This is a genomic window from Winogradskyella sp. HaHa_3_26, from assembly GCF_019278425.1.
Taxonomy (GTDB): domain Bacteria; phylum Bacteroidota; class Bacteroidia; order Flavobacteriales; family Flavobacteriaceae; genus Winogradskyella; species Winogradskyella undariae.
Genome location: NZ_CP058981.1, coordinates 1,782,455 through 1,800,791, shown reverse-complemented (window position 1 = coordinate 1,800,791; position 18,337 = coordinate 1,782,455). Strand labels below are relative to the sequence as shown.

Annotated in this window: 13 protein-coding genes and 1 tRNA gene; 11 read left to right on the top strand and 3 right to left on the bottom strand. The window is 33.1% G+C overall.

Annotated elements, in window-relative coordinates; all coding sequences use genetic code 11:
* Nucleotides 1-63 precede the first annotated feature (63 nt).
* The 4 genes from mscL to H0I32_RS07720 all read left to right on the top strand — a co-directional run bounded on the left by mscL (nucleotide 64) and on the right by H0I32_RS07720 (nucleotide 5,112).
* Nucleotides 64-465: a large conductance mechanosensitive channel protein MscL gene (mscL, locus tag H0I32_RS07735; protein ID WP_173587512.1), complete on the top strand. Its 402-nt coding sequence runs from the start codon at nucleotides 64-66 to the stop codon at nucleotides 463-465.
* A 284-nt stretch (nucleotides 466-749) separates the two neighbouring features.
* On the top strand, nucleotides 750-1,739 hold the full coding sequence (locus H0I32_RS07730; protein WP_173587511.1) for an aspartate-semialdehyde dehydrogenase: 990 nt from the start codon (nucleotides 750-752) through the stop codon (nucleotides 1,737-1,739).
* A 176-nt stretch (nucleotides 1,740-1,915) separates the two neighbouring features.
* Entirely contained in the window at nucleotides 1,916-4,066 is a 2,151-nt protein-coding gene (locus H0I32_RS07725) for a prolyl oligopeptidase family serine peptidase (RefSeq protein WP_179314222.1), read from the top strand.
* Between the two features lie 131 nt (nucleotides 4,067-4,197).
* The gene (locus tag H0I32_RS07720) at nucleotides 4,198-5,112 is read left to right on the top strand and encodes an ABC transporter ATP-binding protein (RefSeq protein WP_179314223.1); all 915 of its coding nucleotides are present in this window, start codon (nucleotides 4,198-4,200) and stop codon (nucleotides 5,110-5,112) included.
* Here the strand turns inward: H0I32_RS07720 and H0I32_RS07715 are convergent.
* Nucleotides 5,091-6,101 (bottom strand): helix-turn-helix transcriptional regulator, encoded by a 1,011-nt coding sequence (locus H0I32_RS07715; RefSeq protein WP_179314224.1) that lies wholly within the window; start codon nucleotides 6,099-6,101, stop codon nucleotides 5,091-5,093. The two genes, H0I32_RS07720 and H0I32_RS07715, sit on opposite strands and share 22 nt — an antisense overlap.
* A gap of 947 nt (nucleotides 6,102-7,048) precedes the next feature.
* Here H0I32_RS07715 and H0I32_RS07710 point away from each other — a divergent pair.
* The 7 genes from H0I32_RS07710 (at nucleotide 7,049) to H0I32_RS07680 (ending at nucleotide 14,610) form a co-directional block, all read left to right on the top strand.
* Nucleotides 7,049-7,738 (top strand): hypothetical protein, encoded by a 690-nt coding sequence (locus tag H0I32_RS07710; RefSeq protein WP_179314225.1) that lies wholly within the window; start codon nucleotides 7,049-7,051, stop codon nucleotides 7,736-7,738.
* On the top strand, nucleotides 7,723-8,433 hold the full coding sequence (gene prfH, locus H0I32_RS07705; RefSeq protein WP_179314226.1) for a peptide chain release factor H: 711 nt from the start codon (nucleotides 7,723-7,725) through the stop codon (nucleotides 8,431-8,433). The genes H0I32_RS07710 and prfH overlap by 16 nt, the downstream gene beginning before the upstream one ends.
* A gap of 3 nt (nucleotides 8,434-8,436) precedes the next feature.
* Nucleotides 8,437-8,967 carry a tetratricopeptide repeat protein gene (locus H0I32_RS07700; RefSeq protein WP_179314227.1) on the top strand — a complete coding sequence of 177 codons (531 nt, stop codon included), beginning with the start codon at nucleotides 8,437-8,439 and terminating at the stop codon, nucleotides 8,965-8,967.
* A gap of 46 nt (nucleotides 8,968-9,013) precedes the next feature.
* Complete coding sequence (locus H0I32_RS07695; RefSeq protein WP_179314228.1) at nucleotides 9,014-9,565, top strand: 3'-5' exonuclease; 552 nt, start codon at nucleotides 9,014-9,016, stop codon at nucleotides 9,563-9,565.
* A 1,282-nt stretch (nucleotides 9,566-10,847) separates the two neighbouring features.
* Nucleotides 10,848-10,984: transfer RNA gene (locus tag H0I32_RS07690), tRNA-OTHER, on the top strand.
* 686 nt (nucleotides 10,985-11,670) lie between these two features.
* Nucleotides 11,671-12,771, top strand: coding sequence for a slipin family protein (locus H0I32_RS07685; protein WP_173587504.1), 1,101 nt, complete (start codon nucleotides 11,671-11,673; stop codon nucleotides 12,769-12,771).
* Between the two features lie 438 nt (nucleotides 12,772-13,209).
* Entirely contained in the window at nucleotides 13,210-14,610 is a 1,401-nt protein-coding gene (locus H0I32_RS07680; RefSeq protein WP_179314229.1) for an RtcB family protein, read from the top strand.
* Between the two features lie 648 nt (nucleotides 14,611-15,258).
* Here the strand turns inward: H0I32_RS07680 and H0I32_RS07675 are convergent.
* Both H0I32_RS07675 and H0I32_RS07670 read right to left on the bottom strand, forming a co-directional pair.
* Nucleotides 15,259-17,157: an amidophosphoribosyltransferase gene (locus H0I32_RS07675; protein WP_179314230.1), complete on the bottom strand. Its 1,899-nt coding sequence runs from the start codon at nucleotides 17,155-17,157 to the stop codon at nucleotides 15,259-15,261.
* A 72-nt stretch (nucleotides 17,158-17,229) separates the two neighbouring features.
* Nucleotides 17,230-18,156, bottom strand: coding sequence for a PfkB family carbohydrate kinase (locus H0I32_RS07670; RefSeq protein WP_179314231.1), 927 nt, complete (start codon nucleotides 18,154-18,156; stop codon nucleotides 17,230-17,232).
* Between the last annotated feature and the right edge of the window lie 181 nt (nucleotides 18,157-18,337).

Genomic DNA, 18,337 nt, shown 5'->3' with positions numbered 1-18,337 from the left:
TGTGACTTTTTTATTAACTTGGTGTCTTAATTAATAGCCTAACTAAAAATTAAAAACTAAATTATGTTAAAAGAATTCAAAGAATTTGCAATGAAGGGCAACCTTATAGACATTGCTGTTGGTTTTGTAATGGGTGCTGCTTTTAAAGAAGTAGTTACTGCATTTACCGGAGGTATTGTATCTCCATTAATTGGTATGATTTTCGACTCAGACTTTAAAGCGTTGAGATACCAATTAAAAGAAGGAACATTAAATGACGCTGGCGAAATGGTTGGTGATGTTTTCTTAGAATATGGTACATTCTTAACTAACGTTATTGACTTTATCATTGTAGCATTTGTTATGTTCCTTGTTGTAAAAGGAGTTAATAATATGAAAAAGAAAGAAGAGCCTGCACCAGCTGCGCCTGCAGGACCAACTGAACTTGATTTATTAAAAGAAATCAGAGATTCATTAAAAAAATAAAATACGTATAGCTTCATCGCTACACTATTATTTTAATCAAACCCAGACTGTAAAAGTCTGGGTTTTCTTTGTTGTAATATTTTGTAATGCATATCCGATAAATAGTACCCTTTATTTTTATCAGATTTTTAAGACTAAATTACTCTAATTAGTAAAAGAAATATTCTAATTTTGATATCTTAGCTTTGTGTTTTGTGAAGCATTTAGAGCTAAAAATTAGTCACTTATAAAAAATAAGTGGTAGATGTAACATTAGATTTTTAAGAAATATTAAATTGAAACGTATGAAAGTAGCAATTGTAGGTGCAACAGGTATGGTTGGCAACGTAATGCTTAAAGTATTAGAGGAACGTAATTTCCCTTTAGATGAATTATTATTGGTAGCTTCAGAGCGTTCTGCAGGTAAGATATTAAAATATAAAGGAAAGGATATTAAGGTAATTAGTATTCCTACAGCTATTGAAGCACGTCCCGATATTGCTTTGTTTTCTGCTGGAGGTGGTACATCTCTAGAATGGGCACCAAAATTTGCTGAGGTTGGGACAACGGTTATCGATAATTCTTCGGCATGGAGAATGGATGGTTCTAAAAAATTAATAGTTCCGGAAATTAATGCAGGTGAATTATCTAAAACAGATAAAATTATAGCGAACCCAAATTGCTCTACCATTCAAATGGTAATGGCATTAGCACCACTTCATAAAAAATATAAAATTAAACGTCTTGTTATTTCTACATATCAGTCTGTATCTGGTACAGGTGTAAAAGCGGTAGAACAAATGGAGAATGAAATAGCAGGTAAAGAAGGTGATATGGCTTATCCTTACCCAATTCATAAAAACGCAATTCCACAATGTGATGTTTTTGAAGAAAATGGATATACCAAAGAAGAAATGAAATTGGTAAATGAAACGCGCAAAATTCTTTGTGACGACTCTATTGCTGTAACGGCAACAGCAGTTAGAATTCCAACTGCTGGTGGACACAGTGAATCTATTAATGTAGAGTTTGAATCTGATTTTGATGTTAACGATGTTAAAACATTACTTAGTGAAACAGATGGTGTTACGTTACAAGATAATTTAGATGAAAACCTTTATCCTATGCCAATGTATGCACATGGTAAAGATGATGTTTTTGTGGGACGTATTAGACGAGATGCTTCTCAACCTAACACTTTAAATCTTTGGGTTGTAAGTGATAATCTTAGAAAAGGAGCGGCAACTAACACTGTTCAAATAGCAGAATATCTTATTAAAAATGATTTAGTGTAGCGAATCATAGTACATCTTTTAATAGCAAGAAATTTAGATATTTCAACTTTATTCATTTTAAAGTTGGTCTAAATTTTTTGCTATTTTTTTTACAACAAGTTTTAGTTTTTTATAATTATCAAATCACTAAAACCTTATATTTGAGGAGATGATATTTTATTTCAAAAAACTAAATTATGAAAAAAATAATCTTTACAATTTTAGCATTTAATATGCTTGTGTCTTGTGAAAATGAAAACAAAGCCGTGAAAACAAAAGCAATAGATTACCCTCAAACCCATAAAGCAGACACTGTAGATACTTATTTTGGTGAAGCAGTTGCAGATCCTTACCGTTGGTTAGAAGATGATAGAAGTGAAGAGACTGAGGCTTGGGTTAAGGCGCAAAACAAAACTACTTTTGGGTATTTAGATAGTATTCCTTATCGAGAAGAATTAAAAAAACGATTAACGAAACTTTGGAATTACGAAAAAATAGGGTCTCCATTCGTAGAAGGAGATTATACCTACTATCAAAAAAACGACGGCTTACAAAATCAATATGTCATTTATAGATATCAAACAGGTGATGATCCAAGTACCGCAGAGGTATTTTTAGATCCAAATACGTTTAAGGAAGATGGTACTATTTCTTTAGGAGGTACAAGTTTTTCAAAAGATGGTAAAACCTTAGCTTATGCGATTTCTGAAGGAGGAAGTGATTGGAGAAAAATTCTAATCATGAATACTGAAACTAAAGAAATTATTGAAGATACTTTGGTTGATATCAAATTTAGTGGCATGTCTTGGTATAAAAATGAAGGGTTTTATTATTCTAGTTATGATAAACCCGTGGGGAGTGAATTATCTGCAAAAACTGATCAACATAAAGTTTATTACCACAAATTAGGAACAAAACAATCGGAAGATCAATTAATTTATGGCGGTACGGCTGAAGAAAAACACCGTTACATTTATGGTATGGTTACAGATGATGATCATTATTTAGTAATTACGCCTCGTGTTTCAACTTCAGGAAACAAACTTTATATAAAAGATTTAACCATTCCTAATGCGCCTTTAGTAGAAATATTAGGTCATACGGATTCGGATTCTAATATCATAGAAAATGTAGGGTCTAAACTCTACATCATGACAAATTTAGATGCTCCAAATCAAAAGATAGTAACCGTTGATGTTTCAGATCCTAGTCCAGAAAATTGGATTGATTTTATTCCAGAAACAGAAAACGTATTAACGCCTTCAACAGGTGGTGGTTACTTTTTTGCTAATTATATGGTAGATGCTGTTTCAAAAGTATTACAATATGATTACGATGGTAAGTTAATAAGAGAAGTTGGGTTACCAGGAATAGGAACTGTAGGAGGTTTTACAGCAAAGAAAGATGAAAAAGAGCTTTACTATTCATTTACTAATTATGTTACTCCTGGAAGTATCTATAATTATGATATAGAAAAAGGAACATCAGCGTTATATACAAAACCAAGTATTGATTTTAATCCAGAAGATTACGAAAGCAAACAAGTTTTTTATGAATCTAAGGATGGGACTAAAGTTCCGATGATTATTACTTGTAAAAAAGGATTAGAGCTTAATGGCAAAAACCCAACTATTTTATATGGATATGGTGGTTTTAATATTAGCTTAACGCCTAGTTTTAGTATTGCAAATGCTGTTTGGATGGAACAAGGTGGTGTTTATGCTGTTGCTAATTTAAGAGGTGGTGGAGAATACGGAAAATCATGGCATAATGCAGGGACAAAGCTTCAAAAACAAAATGTGTTTGATGATTTTATTGCCGCTGCAGAATATCTTATTTCAGAAAAGTATACATCATCAGATTTCTTAGCGATTAGAGGGGGGTCTAACGGAGGTTTATTGGTTGGGGCAACAATGACGCAACGACCAGAATTAATGAAAGTAGCTTTACCTGCAGTTGGTGTTTTAGATATGTTACGTTACCACACATTTACTGCTGGTGCTGGTTGGGCTTATGATTACGGAACTGCAGAAGATAATAAAGAAATGTTTGAATATTTAAAAGGATATTCTCCAGTTCATAATGTAAAAGAAGGAGCACAATATCCTGCAACACTTGTTACTACTGGTGATCATGACGATAGAGTGGTACCTGCACACAGCTTTAAATTTGCTGCTGAATTACAGAGTAAACAGACAGGAGATAATCCAACTTTAATAAGAATTGAGACCGATGCTGGTCATGGTGCTGGTACTCCTGTTAGTAAGACAATAGAGCAGTATGCTGATATTTATGGTTTTACACTTTATAACATGGGTTTTAAAGTTTTGCCAGTAAAAATGAATTAAAAGTTAGATTGTAAATTTATCAAGGGCTCAAGTTTAAATTACAATTGCCTTTAATAATAATATTAAAAACCGTTTGAGAAATCAAGCGGTTTTTTTATGCTGATTCTTTAATGATATAGTATTTTTGTAAAATGCTTAAAGTAAAAAACATCACTTTCGGATATTCTAAAACTAAGGTTTTAAATGCAATTGACTTTAATGTTAAAGCTGGAGAAAATCTCGCTATTATAGGTGAAAGTGGCTCGGGAAAGAGTACGCTTATAAAACTTATTTATGGGGAGTATGATTTAGATAAAGGTCAGATTTTTTGGAAAGATGAAGAAATCTTAGGTCCAAAATATAATTTGGTTGTTGGTTATGAGTTTATGAAGTCAGTTAGCCAAGAATTTGATTTAATGCCAGTAACGACAGTTGCAGAGAATATTGGAAAATTTCTTTCTAATTTTTACCCCGAAGAAAAGCAGAGACGTACCAAAGAACTTATAGAGGTTGTAGAGCTTGAAGCTTTTGCGAATACTAAAGTTAGAATGTTAAGTGGTGGTCAAAAACAACGGGTTGCGATTGCTAGAGCATTAGCTAAACAACCAGAAATTTTATTGTTAGACGAGCCTTTTAGTCATATCGATAATTTTCAAAAACAGGGACTTAGACGTAATGTGTTTAACTATCTAAAAGCGAATAGTATTGCATGTATTGTTGCCACACACGACAGAAATGATGTTCTTGGATTCGCAGATGAAATTATAGTGTTAGATGAGTCTAAGATTATAGTTAAAGACACACCTCAAAATTTATTTAAAAATCCACAACTACCTTTGATTGCTTCCTTTTTTGGAGAGTTTAATGTTATTGAGCCTTATGGGATTGTTTACGAACATCAAATTAAAATTGTAGAAAAATCAGATTTAAAAGCGATTGTAAAAAGAGCTTATTTTAAAGGGAATTCTTGGTTAATTGAAGCAATTTACAAATCTGAATCACTATTTATTGAGCACGGTGTTGAATTAGAAAAAGGATTAGAAATTCAATTTTCAATTTCTTCATAATTCTTTACCGAAGTCTTTAATTTTTTAAGCATTCTATTACGCAATTTTAGAGGTTTTAAAACTTCAATAGTATCACCAAACCCTAAAATGAGACGCTCTAATTCAAAATTAATCTGAACAAAAATGTTAAAAATCACACCATTATTTGTTTTTTCAATGATGCGTTGCGATGCATGGAAGGGCTTTGTAATTACATAAGGTGCATTTTTGTTGTCTATTTTAAACTGAATGCGTTCTGCTCTAGAGTTTGAAACCGTAACACCAACAACATCTTTGTAATAGTCGTCACCATCAATTTTAAAATCTTCATAATTCTCATTTTCAAGTATTACAATTTCGTTCATTCGGTCTAATGCGAAAGTGATAAATTTTCCGTTTTGACTTGCTAATAAAAACCAGCGATTATTAAATTCTTTTAGTAATTGTGGGTGCGCTTTCTGCACACTAGCCTCACGGGCTTTAAAAGATTGATAAGATATTTCAATCACCTTTTTTGTTTGAATAGCCTCGTATAAAGTATCAATAAATTCAAGACCTTTTAGCTGTTCGTTTTTATCTAAATGAATGATCGCTCGTTTATCTTTTTGCGATGAATTTACGGAGTCTTCTAAACGCTGTAAAACACCATCCATTTCTTTAAATAGCGAAAAATCTTTAAACTGCCTCAGTAACTGAATGGCTTCATTCATTACTTTGATATCTTTATCCGTTACAGGAATATTAATAATACTATAGTCCGCATCTTCATACTTATAAAACTTACGATCGTAAACCACAATTGGGGCATTGTAACCTAGCTTATCGCTTCGCATCATTTGTAAATCTAACTGAACGGTACGTTTGCTAACATCAACATCTTTGCCTTCATATTCGTAAAGCGCATCTGAAACCGCTTCAATTAGGTCGTTGAGCGTCCATTTTTTAAACTGATTTTGAAGACACTTATCAATGGTTTTATATCTAATTAATGCGTTTTTGTTTACTGCCATATTGCTAAATCATTTTATACTAAGACTTAGCAGGTTTTAAAAACCTAGCAAGTCTAAAACTATAAATTTAAACGAAAAAAACAATACGCAAAAGGATTACGTAGTTGCTGAAACTTTTCATTTCAAAAAAAATTGCCATATTTGCACTAATAAATAACTAAAACAATAAATCTATGATATTACATAAATCAAAATATAGGATGCTGAAAAGCTATTTCTGTAGTGTAGAGAAATAGATAAAACTAAAATATTCAAGTTAAAAAAAGCATCCTCTTAAAAAAGGATGCTTTTTTTATTAATTTTTTTCAAGTTGATAATTATGCATGCCTAAAACGCAAATAACTACACTTCAATTCGTTAGATAATCTGCCATTTGCGGACAGGGATAACTTATTTTAAATTCGACGTAAATACTTGATTAACAATAAAATATGTTTAAATATAATTTGGATAGTTCAAAAATATCCCTTTATATTTGCAGCGGAATAATATTCCAAATTAGTCGCTAAGCATTACTGAAATGAAAATATATTTTCATAGAATGTACCCAAGAAAAGCTTGCTAAGCACAACCAAAATAGAAATAGAATTAAAAATTAGAAACTATGAGTTTATGTATAACATATCAAAACAATCCAAAAGGAATTCTGCCTTTTGTGATGCTTCGTGATTATCGTTAGATAAACTTTTCAAATTTATAAATGAGAAATCCGAAGCCAGTTAAACACTGTTTCGGATTTTTTGTTTTCCACAATTAGCGATTCTGCTAAACATCTTTCCACAAACAGTTATTACCTAATGTCATGCTGAGCGCAGTCGAAGCATCTTAAACGAATTTAAAAACAATTTTAAAATGAAACACACACAATTCACATAGAAACCGATTCCTAATTCGAAGTAATTATTGGAATCACCAAAACAGACAAAAAACAATTTTTAACATGTCTAATGAAACCAATAAACATAAAAGAACAGCGGTTAAAAGAAGTCCGTCGTTTACAAAATAGGCAATGGGAAATTTGGAAACTTCAACGTGAGTTAGGTTACATAAAATTTAAAGAACCTATACGTCACGGTTGGTATAAAGAAATTGTTATAACAGAAAGAATTGAACGCTATAAAAACAAGGCTGAAATTCTAGAACTTTATAATAAAATCGAAAGGTATTATTGGGGAAGAACGAAAGAAGAGGCTGAAAAGAAATGGCTGAATCAAACGTCAAAATACCTCATATACAAAGGATTTCCGACTATAAGCAAAAAGCAGTTTAACAAACTAAGTTTTAAAGCACAATGTATGTGTACTGCGTTTCAGTTTAGAAACGAAAACAAAAAACTAAGCGTTCGGTTTTATATAAGAATCCCAAAAGGAGCCTATAGAATTAAACACGCAAGAGCTTACATAACGCATAGAAAACGTATTGACCCAGAATTAATTAGAGAAGCAGATTATATCACATCTCAATTCAATAAAAAAGGCTATTACAACATTTATGAAGCTATGAATCCTTGGAAAGACGACTGGAATTTAACCTATTTCAAACAAGAAAAATTAAAAACAAAAAGACATCTCAAAGGGCTAAAAAAATACGCGCTTAAGGATGTTATTAACGAAACAGTATCATGGGAAAACCATTAATAAATACTAAAATAATACAAATAACCTCAGGACGAGGACCCGCAGAATGCTGTTGGGTTGTTGCTCAAATTCTAAAACATTTTTTAGAAGCTGTAAATAGCAAAGGCATTGACTATAAAATATTACAAAGAGAAAAAGGCATTGAGAACATGACGTTACATTCTGTAACTGTTCAACTCAAGGGCAATAATCTAAGTCGGTTTTTAAGTCAGTGGACAGGAACAATTCAGTGGATTGGCACTTCAACTTTTAGACCACAACACAAGCGTAAAAACTGGTTTGTTGGTTTATATGAAATTAGAAAAAGTGAACAATTTCAAATTCTTGAAAAAGATATCACCTATCAAGCCACTCGAAGTTCTGGACCAGGAGGACAACATGTAAACAAAGTGAGCTCAGCTATTAGAGCGACGCATCAGCCCACAAAAACGCAAGTGTTGGTTATGGATAGTCGCTCGCAACATCAAAACAAAAAAATAGCAAAAGCACGCTTACAAGAAAAAGTTGCAGAAGTACAATTGGAAGCTTTACAATCTGGAATTAAAAACCAATGGAAAAATCATCTATCGATAGAAAGGGGCAATCCTATAAAAGTTTTTAAAGGCAAAGATTTTAAGAGGAATACAATTGTAAAAGATTTTAAAAAACAACGTTGCGCATTAAAAAATGAATTGCGCAATCAATTAAAAAATTAAAAAATGGACACGAATTTGTTAAACAACTACGTGCTTAAAGCCATAGATGCTTATCCATACGAACTAGAAGAAACAGTAGAAAATCTAAACTACGCCTTATCCTACGAAGCAGACAACGCTTATGCTTTGTACTTAATGGGACGCTTACAAGCAGAGCAGTTTGGTGATTATGAAAAAGCCAAACACTATTACGCAGAGGCTTTGGCTAACAAACTAGATTTTCACAAAGTGTATTCAAAATACATTCTGGTTTTAATGTGGAATGAAGACTACGAAGAAGCTCAAAAACTTATTGACTTTTCTCTAACCGTTAAAGGGTTAAACAAAGGGGAAGTTTACTTGTTTCAAGGGCAACTTTTTGAAATTCTTCAAAAATACAAGAAGGCATTAAAGACTTTAAAGCTCGCAAAAAAGCACGTTTACAATAACAGTTTTATCAGTTTCATCGATTCTGAAATTAAAAGGATCAAAAACAAAATGAAACCTGAAAAGACTAAAAAAACTAAGAGCAAGAAGAAAAAAAAGAAGAAATAAGAATTTATCATTCCTAATTAAATAGGAATCAAAAAATATATAATACATGAATAAAAATATAATAATTATAGATCTCGAAGCCACATGTTGGAATGGAAAAATTCCAGCAGGTCAAGTCAATGAAATCATAGAAGTCGGCATCTGTGTCTTAGATACATCTACAGGATTAATATCTAAAAATGAAGGTATATTAATTAAACCTACACGTTCAGAAGTCAGTCCTTTTTGTACAGAACTAACAACAATTACACAAGAATTGTTGGACTCAGAAGGCATCACTTTTAAAGACGCTTGTGCAAAATTAAGAGATGACTATGATGCACATCAATACACTTGGGCAAGTTATGGTGCTTACGATTTAAATATGATGAAAAAACAGTGTAAGATTAGAGGTGTAGAATACCCTTTGTCTCAAAACCATATTAATGTAAAAACTTTGTTTTTTGAAGTTAAAGGTTTAAACCGGAAAGTTGGAATGAATGGTGCGTTAGACATCTTAGAAATTCCATTAGAAGGCACACATCATAGAGGAATTGACGATGCTAAGAACATTGCAAAAATTCTGAATTGGTGCTTAAATCAAAATATACAATTCTAAAAAAAAGAAGAAAAACAAAAAAAAATTTAACTACGCAAAAAGATTGCGCAATAGCATCAAATATTTGCAGTGTAATTAATAGGAAGTCTTTTTGGAATCAGATTTTTTACAGTAGCGCTCTGCCAGAATAAGGAATCTGGCAGAGCTCAATAGAAGTTCTTTGAAAGAAATTGAAGTTGAATTTTAGCTTCAATATTAATAAAATCATCATTAATTATTAATGATGTGAGGTGGCTTATCGTCTTTAGATAAACTTGGTAACAAGGATAAATCTATTTGTAGACAGTACAAGTGGAGACTGTATTCATTTTGAATATAGTACAAGTAAGCAAGCAGTTAACATAAATCATTATTTGCAAGGGACAACCGTTGACGCAGATAAGGATTTATAGCCAACACACAAGTTAGGCTTGAGGTGGAGACATCAATAGGAAAAGTTGTAGTAATGGGTTACATTTTTGGTTATCCAACCTAATGGAGCGCATTGCAGTATTAAAGTTACCCGACAGAAAACTGTTCGGCAACTTAAAGTACCGTGTGTTGGGAGACACACAAGGAAAAGGTTGGTATTTTGTAGGCCAAAATCTACGAAGCCATTTTCGAAGCCCTTTTCCTAGGTCAATATGTTTGGGTTCGATTCCCAATCCTACACCAATGAAGGATTGCTCAGGTAGAGCATTGTATTTTTATACAGAAAACGCAAAAGACTTCGAACATTATAGTAGTTAGTAGTTGCCTAAATCCATTGAAATATATGGAACGTTAGAGGTCGCAAGCCTTTAATGTGTGGTAAACATTCTAATAAGCCGCCTCAAGAGAGGACGTTTATGAATGGTGAGGGAGCCAACCCTCGTTATTGCAAAGCGTGGTAAAAAGCCACTATGCAAGCCAAGTCTAAGTTGCCGAACAGCTATAATGTATTAAGGCATCAGATAAGTACAGGATTCTCTAAGCAATGAGAAGAACGTGGAAAACTAGGGAAAGCGTAAGCCATAATTCTAGAAAAGCTTATCTAAAAGCGCAGGTATTCTCAGCACGCTTTTTTAAAATATTAATACCTCTTTAGCTCAAAAGGAAGAGCTGCGGAAAAAGATTTACGTAACCGTGGAGTGATAGGATTATGTGGTTGGTGGCACACTCACCAATGACTAGGTTTTGCAGAAGCACCGAAATGCACAAGATGTAAAGTAGGGAAGCGCATTTAGAGTCTGTCTGTTCATTATTATGAAAGTACCAGTTCGAATCTGGTAAGAGGTACAACGTTCTATAAAATATTAAAACTGGAAGCATTGAGCAATTGGTTGGCTCGCCAGACTGAAATGCGTTTTTACGCATTCAACGAATCCTATTAATAAATAGAATCCGTTGAGTTAAAATCTGGTCTTGATAAGCGTGTAGGTTCGAGTCCTACTGCTTCCACATCAAGCAAGTCTTGTTACGTGTTTCGGTATAGCACTATTGTATAAATCCTTACCAATTGGTATGAGGTTTTTATATTCAACTTGACTTGAAGGCTTCGGTTATTTGCCAAAATAATAGCCTCCATCTATGTACACAGGTTCGAATCCTGTCTTCTCTAACGGGAAGTAGCTAAGTCCGGTTAAGCAATAGATCAATTTGTAGGTTCGAGTCCTGCCAAACCCAAATGGGTTTGTGGCGAAATTGGTAGACGCGCAACACTTTAGATGTTGTATTGAAATGGACTCAAAATCCATATCCCAGAGCTTGGTTATCTCACAAAACTAACCACCAAGTGCGTCACACTATAAATGGCAAAACAAAGTGGACTAAAACTCGCAAAGGCAACTTGTTGCAAATGCAGTCAAGAAAACACCTTGAAATACTAATGTATTAAAAGACGCTTTAGGTTTTCTTTTAAGGATTCATTTTTCAATTAACAAGTCGATAATGTCGATTTAAAATTGATGAATCATCCAAGAAACAGAATTTAATACCCCTCTAAATCGCTTGTATTTCCGTAGTTAGAAAGATGGTTTTCTTTCGCTTTTTTTTAATTGAATAGCCATTCTCAAAAAGAGAATTCTATTATAAATATTTAACCGTTCTGATATAAAAAAACAAATCAGAACAAAAAATTAGAAATCATGTTTAAAGAAAGAATTCATGCAGGTACAGTAGGTTTAGTGTTTAAAAACGGTAATTACGCTCGCGTTATTACAGCAGGAAAACATTGGTTAAACTTTAGAGAACAAGTCTTAATATACGATTTGTCTCAAGCATTCGTTGCGCCAAAAGCATTAGAAATCTTACTTAAAGATGATGTTTTGGCTCAGCTCTTAACCGTTGTAGAAGTAAAGGATAGCGAAATTGTTTTAGTTTATGAAAACAACAACTTTAAACACATATTAACAGCTGGTCGTTACACGTTCTGGAAAGGCTTAATAAATTACAAATTTGTAACCGCAGATTTAAGTAAAATCGAAATTACAGAAGACATTAAAAAAGTCTTGTTTAGCACTATGCAATTGCGTCAATACATTAGAACTTTCGAAGTTGCGGCTTTCGAAAAAGCGATTATGATTGTTAATGACGAGTTTGTTAAAATCTTAGAACATGGAACCTACCATTTTTGGAAAAATGAACAAACCATTAAAATCTTAAAAGCAGATATGCGTCAGTTGCAATTAGAAGTTGCAGGTCAAGAATTATTGACCAAAGACAAAGCAGGCGTTCGTATTAATTTCTATGCACAATACAAAGTTACTAATGTAGAAACCGCGTTAATGCAAAGCAAAGATTACGAAAAGCAATTGTACATCACCTTGCAATTAGCGTTGCGTGCCTTTGTTGGTTCTTACACCTTAGACGAATTGTTAGAGCAAAAGGAAACGATTGCCAAAGCCGTTTTAGAAGATGTAAAAACACAAGCCACTAAGTTAGGTGTAAGCGTATTGTATGCAGGTTTGCGAGACGTTATTTTACCAGGTGATATGAAAGAGATTATGAATCAAGTATTGATTGCTCACAAAAAAGCGCAAGCTAATGTGGTGACAAGACGAGAAGAAACAGCCTCTACACGAAGCTTGTTAAATACCGCGAAATTAATGGAAGACAACAGCATGTTGTTCAAATTAAAGGAGATGGAATATGTTGAGAAAATTGCCGATAAAATTGGCGAAATCACGGTTGCTGGTAACGGTAATGTCATTGAACAATTAAAGGATATTTTCTCTGTGAATAAGTAGTGTTATGGTGTTACCCAAACCGAAAAAGGTTTGGGTCGCGCTTTTATTCATGCTTTTCTATTTTAAATTAATGAATTCATGAACATAAATGTTTCACTATATCTTTTTTAAGAAAAATAAAAAAGGATGCCGTTCCAACTACGAAGTAATCACGATTTCTTATTTAATAAAATAAGAATGGATGAGTAATCGCTAACGCAGAACTAGCGAAAAGCTTAATCAAAGCAAAGTGCCTTTAAGCAAAGGCAAAATGAACACAACAAGAAACAATACCTACAAGGTCATAAAACACCCTACAGGATAAAAAAAATTAAGTACGCAAAAACACTACGCAACACACTATAATATTTGTAGTGTAATTAAGATGTCATTCAGAGCACAGCGAAGAATCTCATCAGAGTAAATTATTAATTAAAAAGATTCCCACTTTCGTGGGAAATGAATATGAAAACAAAAATAACAGGTCACGATTTAAAGGCATTAGGTTACAGACAAGGCAAATGGATGAAAGAAGCCATTACACACATCAACAAAAACAACCTTGAAGACGAAGCAATAACAACCTATTTAGAGCAATTTAAATCACCAGATCCCATAGAATTACATAAAACACCCGTTAACTTTTCAATAAATATTAAAGCCGAAAACGAAGAAGAAAAAGACAACGTAGCTAAAGTGATTAACTCAATGCAAACCTTAATGAAAACACCAACATTAGTTAATGGTGCTATTATGCCAGATGCTTGTCCAACGGGTCCAGATGGAACAATTCCGGTTGGAGGTGTAGCTGTTGCAAAAAACGCCATTCATCCAGGGATGCATAGTGCAGATATTTGCTGTTCAGTAATGCTAACCGATTTTGGAAAAGCAGAACCTAAAGACGTTTTAGATGCAGCACATGCTATTACACATTTTGGACCGGGTGGACGTGATAGAGATTCACAGTTTCGTTTTCCAAAAGAATTATTAGACGCTTTTGAGTCTAATTACTTTTTAAATGATGGAGACATGCTTCAAATCGCAAGATCACATTTAGGAACACAAGGCGATGGTAATCATTTCTTGTTTGTTGGAACTTCTAAAAAAACAGGAAATACAATGATGGTCACACATCATGGTTCAAGAGGTCCGGGAGCAAGATTATATACAAAAGGGATGAAAATTGCTGAACGTTTTAGAAAAGAATTATCGCCAGATACTAAGAAACAAAATGCGTGGATTCCATTTGAAACTGAAGAAGGTAAAGCTTATTGGGAGGCGCTTCAAATTATAAGAGATTGGACAAAAACCAATCACGAAGTATTGCATAATTCAGTAGCTGAAACTCTAGAAATTAAGATTGAAAACCGTTACTGGAACGAGCACAACTTTGTCTTTAAAGATGGCGATTTATTTTACCATGCTAAAGGCGCAACACCTTTAGATCCTAAGTTTATGCCAGACATTACAGGACCACGATTGATTCCGTTAAATATGTCTGAGCCTGTTTTGATTGTTGAAGGTAATACCACAACCACTAATTTAGGTTTTGCACCACATGGAGCAGGTAGAAATGTGAGTAGAACCCAACATAGAAAAAGTAAAACGGGTTCTACGATGCAAATCTTTAAAGAAGAAACACGTGGATTAGATGTTCGGTTTTTCTCAAAAGAAATTGATATTACTGAGTTACCATCGGCTTATAAAAACGCAAAAGCAGTTAGAGAGCAAATGAATGAATTTAATCTCGGTAAAGTTATTGATGAGGTGATGCCTTATGGCTGTATTATGGCTGGTGATTTTCAGAAGAATGCACCTTGGAAAATTCGTAAAGAAAAGAAAAAACGAAATAGAAAATGATTAAAAAGACTTGCTAGGTTTTTAAAACCTGCAAAGTCTCATAATTAAACAGACCTAGCAGGTTTTAAAACCTTGCAGGTCTATAATTTTAACCTTAGAAAGGGGAAAAGTGGACTGACTTCAGTTGGTCTGCTTTTTAAAATTTATATATGAATAACGGTTACTGAATAAAGTAATTCGAAACTTTGAGAAGAAAGTATTGTGCTCAATACTTTTCAAAAAAGAAGTTATTTAGGAATCAACAGAAAATGAAAAAGGATGAACAGTTGTTCATCCTTTTTGCCCCAAATCTACCATAAACTTAACCTACTTATGTTATGGTAAATCAAATATAAGTGTACATTTTCTTAATTTTTAATTTTTTGGACAAACGACATATATATTAGTCTAAGCGTGGAAGACAAAGAGGGTTGCGGTGTAATTCGCTCCATATAGGGAGCTTGTGTGAATAAGATAATACACTTTATATAAAAAAAGGATGAACAGTTGTTCATCCTTTTTGCCCCAAATCTACCATGAACTTAACCTACTTATGTTATGGTAACGACAATGTATATTTTTTTTGATAAAAAAAATCAAAAACCAGACTAAGTGCGTTTTTATCCGACTAAAAGTGATTTTTGATTTTTAAATTAAATATCTGAGTGTTTAGTACGCTCTTCTTTTATTGCCTTCAAAGAAATTAATAAAAGCTCTGTTGACTACTCTATTACCGCCAGGTGTAGGGTAATCTCCTGTAAAGTACCAATCACCTAAATTATCAGGACAAGCCTCGTGTAGGTTTTTAACAGATTGAAAAATAACTTTCACTTCTGCTTTGGTGTCCTCTTCAATTAATAACTCTGCGATTTTATCAGAAATCTCTTCATCTGTAAAATTGTCGTATATCTCTTTTACGTAGTTTACAATCTCTTTATCTTTTCTGTTTACTTGCTCAATACATTTATCGTAAACATCTTTAACAATGTGGTATTGATTGGTTTCTTTTAATAACGCTAAAGCAGCTTTAAAAGCGATTAACGTTTCTAAATTAGCCATGTCTATACCATAACAATCAATAAAGCGTATTTGAGGTGCAGAAGAAACCACTACGATTTTCTTAGGGTTTAAGCGGTCCATCATTTTAATGATACTCTTTTTAAGAGTTGTACCTCTTACAATACTATCATCAATAATAACTAAGTTATCAGTTGGCTTTATAACACCGTATGTGATATCGTAAACGTGTGCAACAAGATCATCTCTACTGCTATCTTCAGTAATAAAAGTTCTTAATTTTACATCTTTAATAGCTATTTTTTCAATACGTGGACGTTCAGATAAGATATCTGTAACCGTTTCTGCAGATAGTTTACCATTACCATCAAGTATAGATTTTGTTTTTTGCTCGTTGAGGTGATCTTCAACAGCTTCAATCATACCAAAAAATGAAGTTTCTGCTGTGTTTGGTATATAGGTAAACACACTATTTTTAGTATCGTTATTAATAGCTTTTAAAACTTTAGGCATTAATAAGCGGCCTAATTTTTTTCGCTCTTGATAAATTTCAGAATCACTTCCACGAGAAAAGTATATACGTTCAAAAGAACAAGCTTTGCGTTCTAAAGGTTCTAATATTTTTTTAATCTGAGTAACTCCAGACTTTTTAGTAATAATAGCATGCCCTGGTTCTAATTCTTTAACAGCTTCAAAAGGAACGTTAAAAACGGTTTGGATTACTGGACGCTCTGATGCAACCACTACCACTTCGTCATCTTTATAATAATAAGCAGGTCTTATCCCAGAAGGATCTCTTAATACAAACGAATCTCCATGACCTAATAAACCAGCCATAGCATAACCACCATCCCAGTTTTTAGCAGCACGTCTTAATATTTTTCCAACTTTTAAACGTTCTGCAATTAAAGGAGAACACTCATTTTTATTATAACCTTCTTTTTTTAAATCTTTGTAAATTTTAGCAACAGCATCATCTAAAAAATGGCCAATTTTTTCCATTACAGTAACGGTATCAGCTTTTTCTTTTGGGTGTTGTCCTATTTCAATTAGGTTATCAAAAAGCTCATTAACATTAGTCATGTTAAAATTACCAGCAACAATAAGGTTTCTGTGCATCCAGTTGTTTTGTCTTAAAAACGGATGAACACTTTCTACACTGTTTTTACCATAAGTTCCGTAACGTACATGTCCTAATAAAACTTCTCCGATATATGGAATATGCTTTTTTTGTAAACTTACATCATCTTGGTATTGTGGATTATTAGTAAGATCATCGTTAATACGCTCGTTGATTTGAGCAAAAATATCTTGTATGGGTTGTTGGGCTATAGATCTTACACGACTAATGTAGCGTTCACCAGGTTTAGTATCTAATTTTATGCTTGCAAAACCAGCGCCGTCTTGTCCACGGTTGTGCTGTTTTTCCATCATTAAATACATTTTGTTTACACCATAAAAAGCACTACCATACTTTTCTTTATAGTATTCTAATGGTTTTAAAAGTCTAATAAGTGCAATACCGCACTCATGTTTTAAAGCATCACTCATAATTGTTTGTCCGCAATTAGTGTTATATGTTATTTTGAAAATAAAAACGCGCTCATTTTAGAGCGCGTTAGTTTATGATAATTCGATATCAAACTGTGTTAGAGTCTTAAACTGCTCTAAACGTTTGTAAATTTCTTTGTCTGTAATGTTTTGCATGCGTTCCGTTCCAAATTTCTCAACACAGAAGGAGGCTAAAGTAGAGCCATAAATAACGGCCGTTTTCATGTTTTCAAAAGAAAAATCATCGGTTTTTGCTAAATAACCAGCAAATCCTCCCGCAAATGTATCTCCGGCTCCTGTTGGGTCAAAAACTTCTTTTAAAGGAAGTGCAGGTGCATAGAATACCTGATCATCATGAAACAATAAAGCGCCGTGCTCTCCTTTTTTAATCACTACATATTTAGGACCCATTTCATGGATTTTCTTAGCAGCAACCACTAAAGAATATTCTCCAGTTAATTGTCTTGCTTCTTCATCGTTAATGGTAATGACATCAACATTTTTAATCACAGAAAGCAAATCATCTAAAGCGATATCCATCCAGAAATTCATGGTATCTAAAATGGCTAACTTAGGTTTCTTAGTCATTTGGTTTAATACACCTTGCTGTACTAAAGGGTGTAAGTTACCTAACATTACGACTTCTGCATCTTTGTAATTTTCAGGAACAACAGGATTAAAGTGTTCTAATACATTAAGCTCAGTTGCTAACGTATCACGAGAATTCATGTCGTTATGGTATTTACCACTCCAAAAGAAGGTTTTACCATCTTTTACAACTTCTATACCTTCAATATCAACGTTTCTATTTTTTAAGAGATCTAAATATTCTTGTGGAAAATCACCTCCAACTACAGAAACTGCTGCAGAATCTACATTAAAATTTGAAGCTGATAAACCTATATATGTTGCTGCTCCACCGAGGATTTTATCGGTTTTCCCAAAAGGGGTTTCAATAGCATCAAAAGCTACTGTACCAACAATTACTAACTTGCTCATTACCTTAATTTGAATTAAGTCGCAAATTTACGTAAAATATATTCTATGTGAAACATGAAATTAAACAATGGTAGTTAGGTTTTAATTCTTTCTATCTTAAACCTGACATCATTTTAATGACTAATGTGTCGTGTTTTTTAATTCTTGATGATATTTAACACCAACGATTAGATTTCACAAA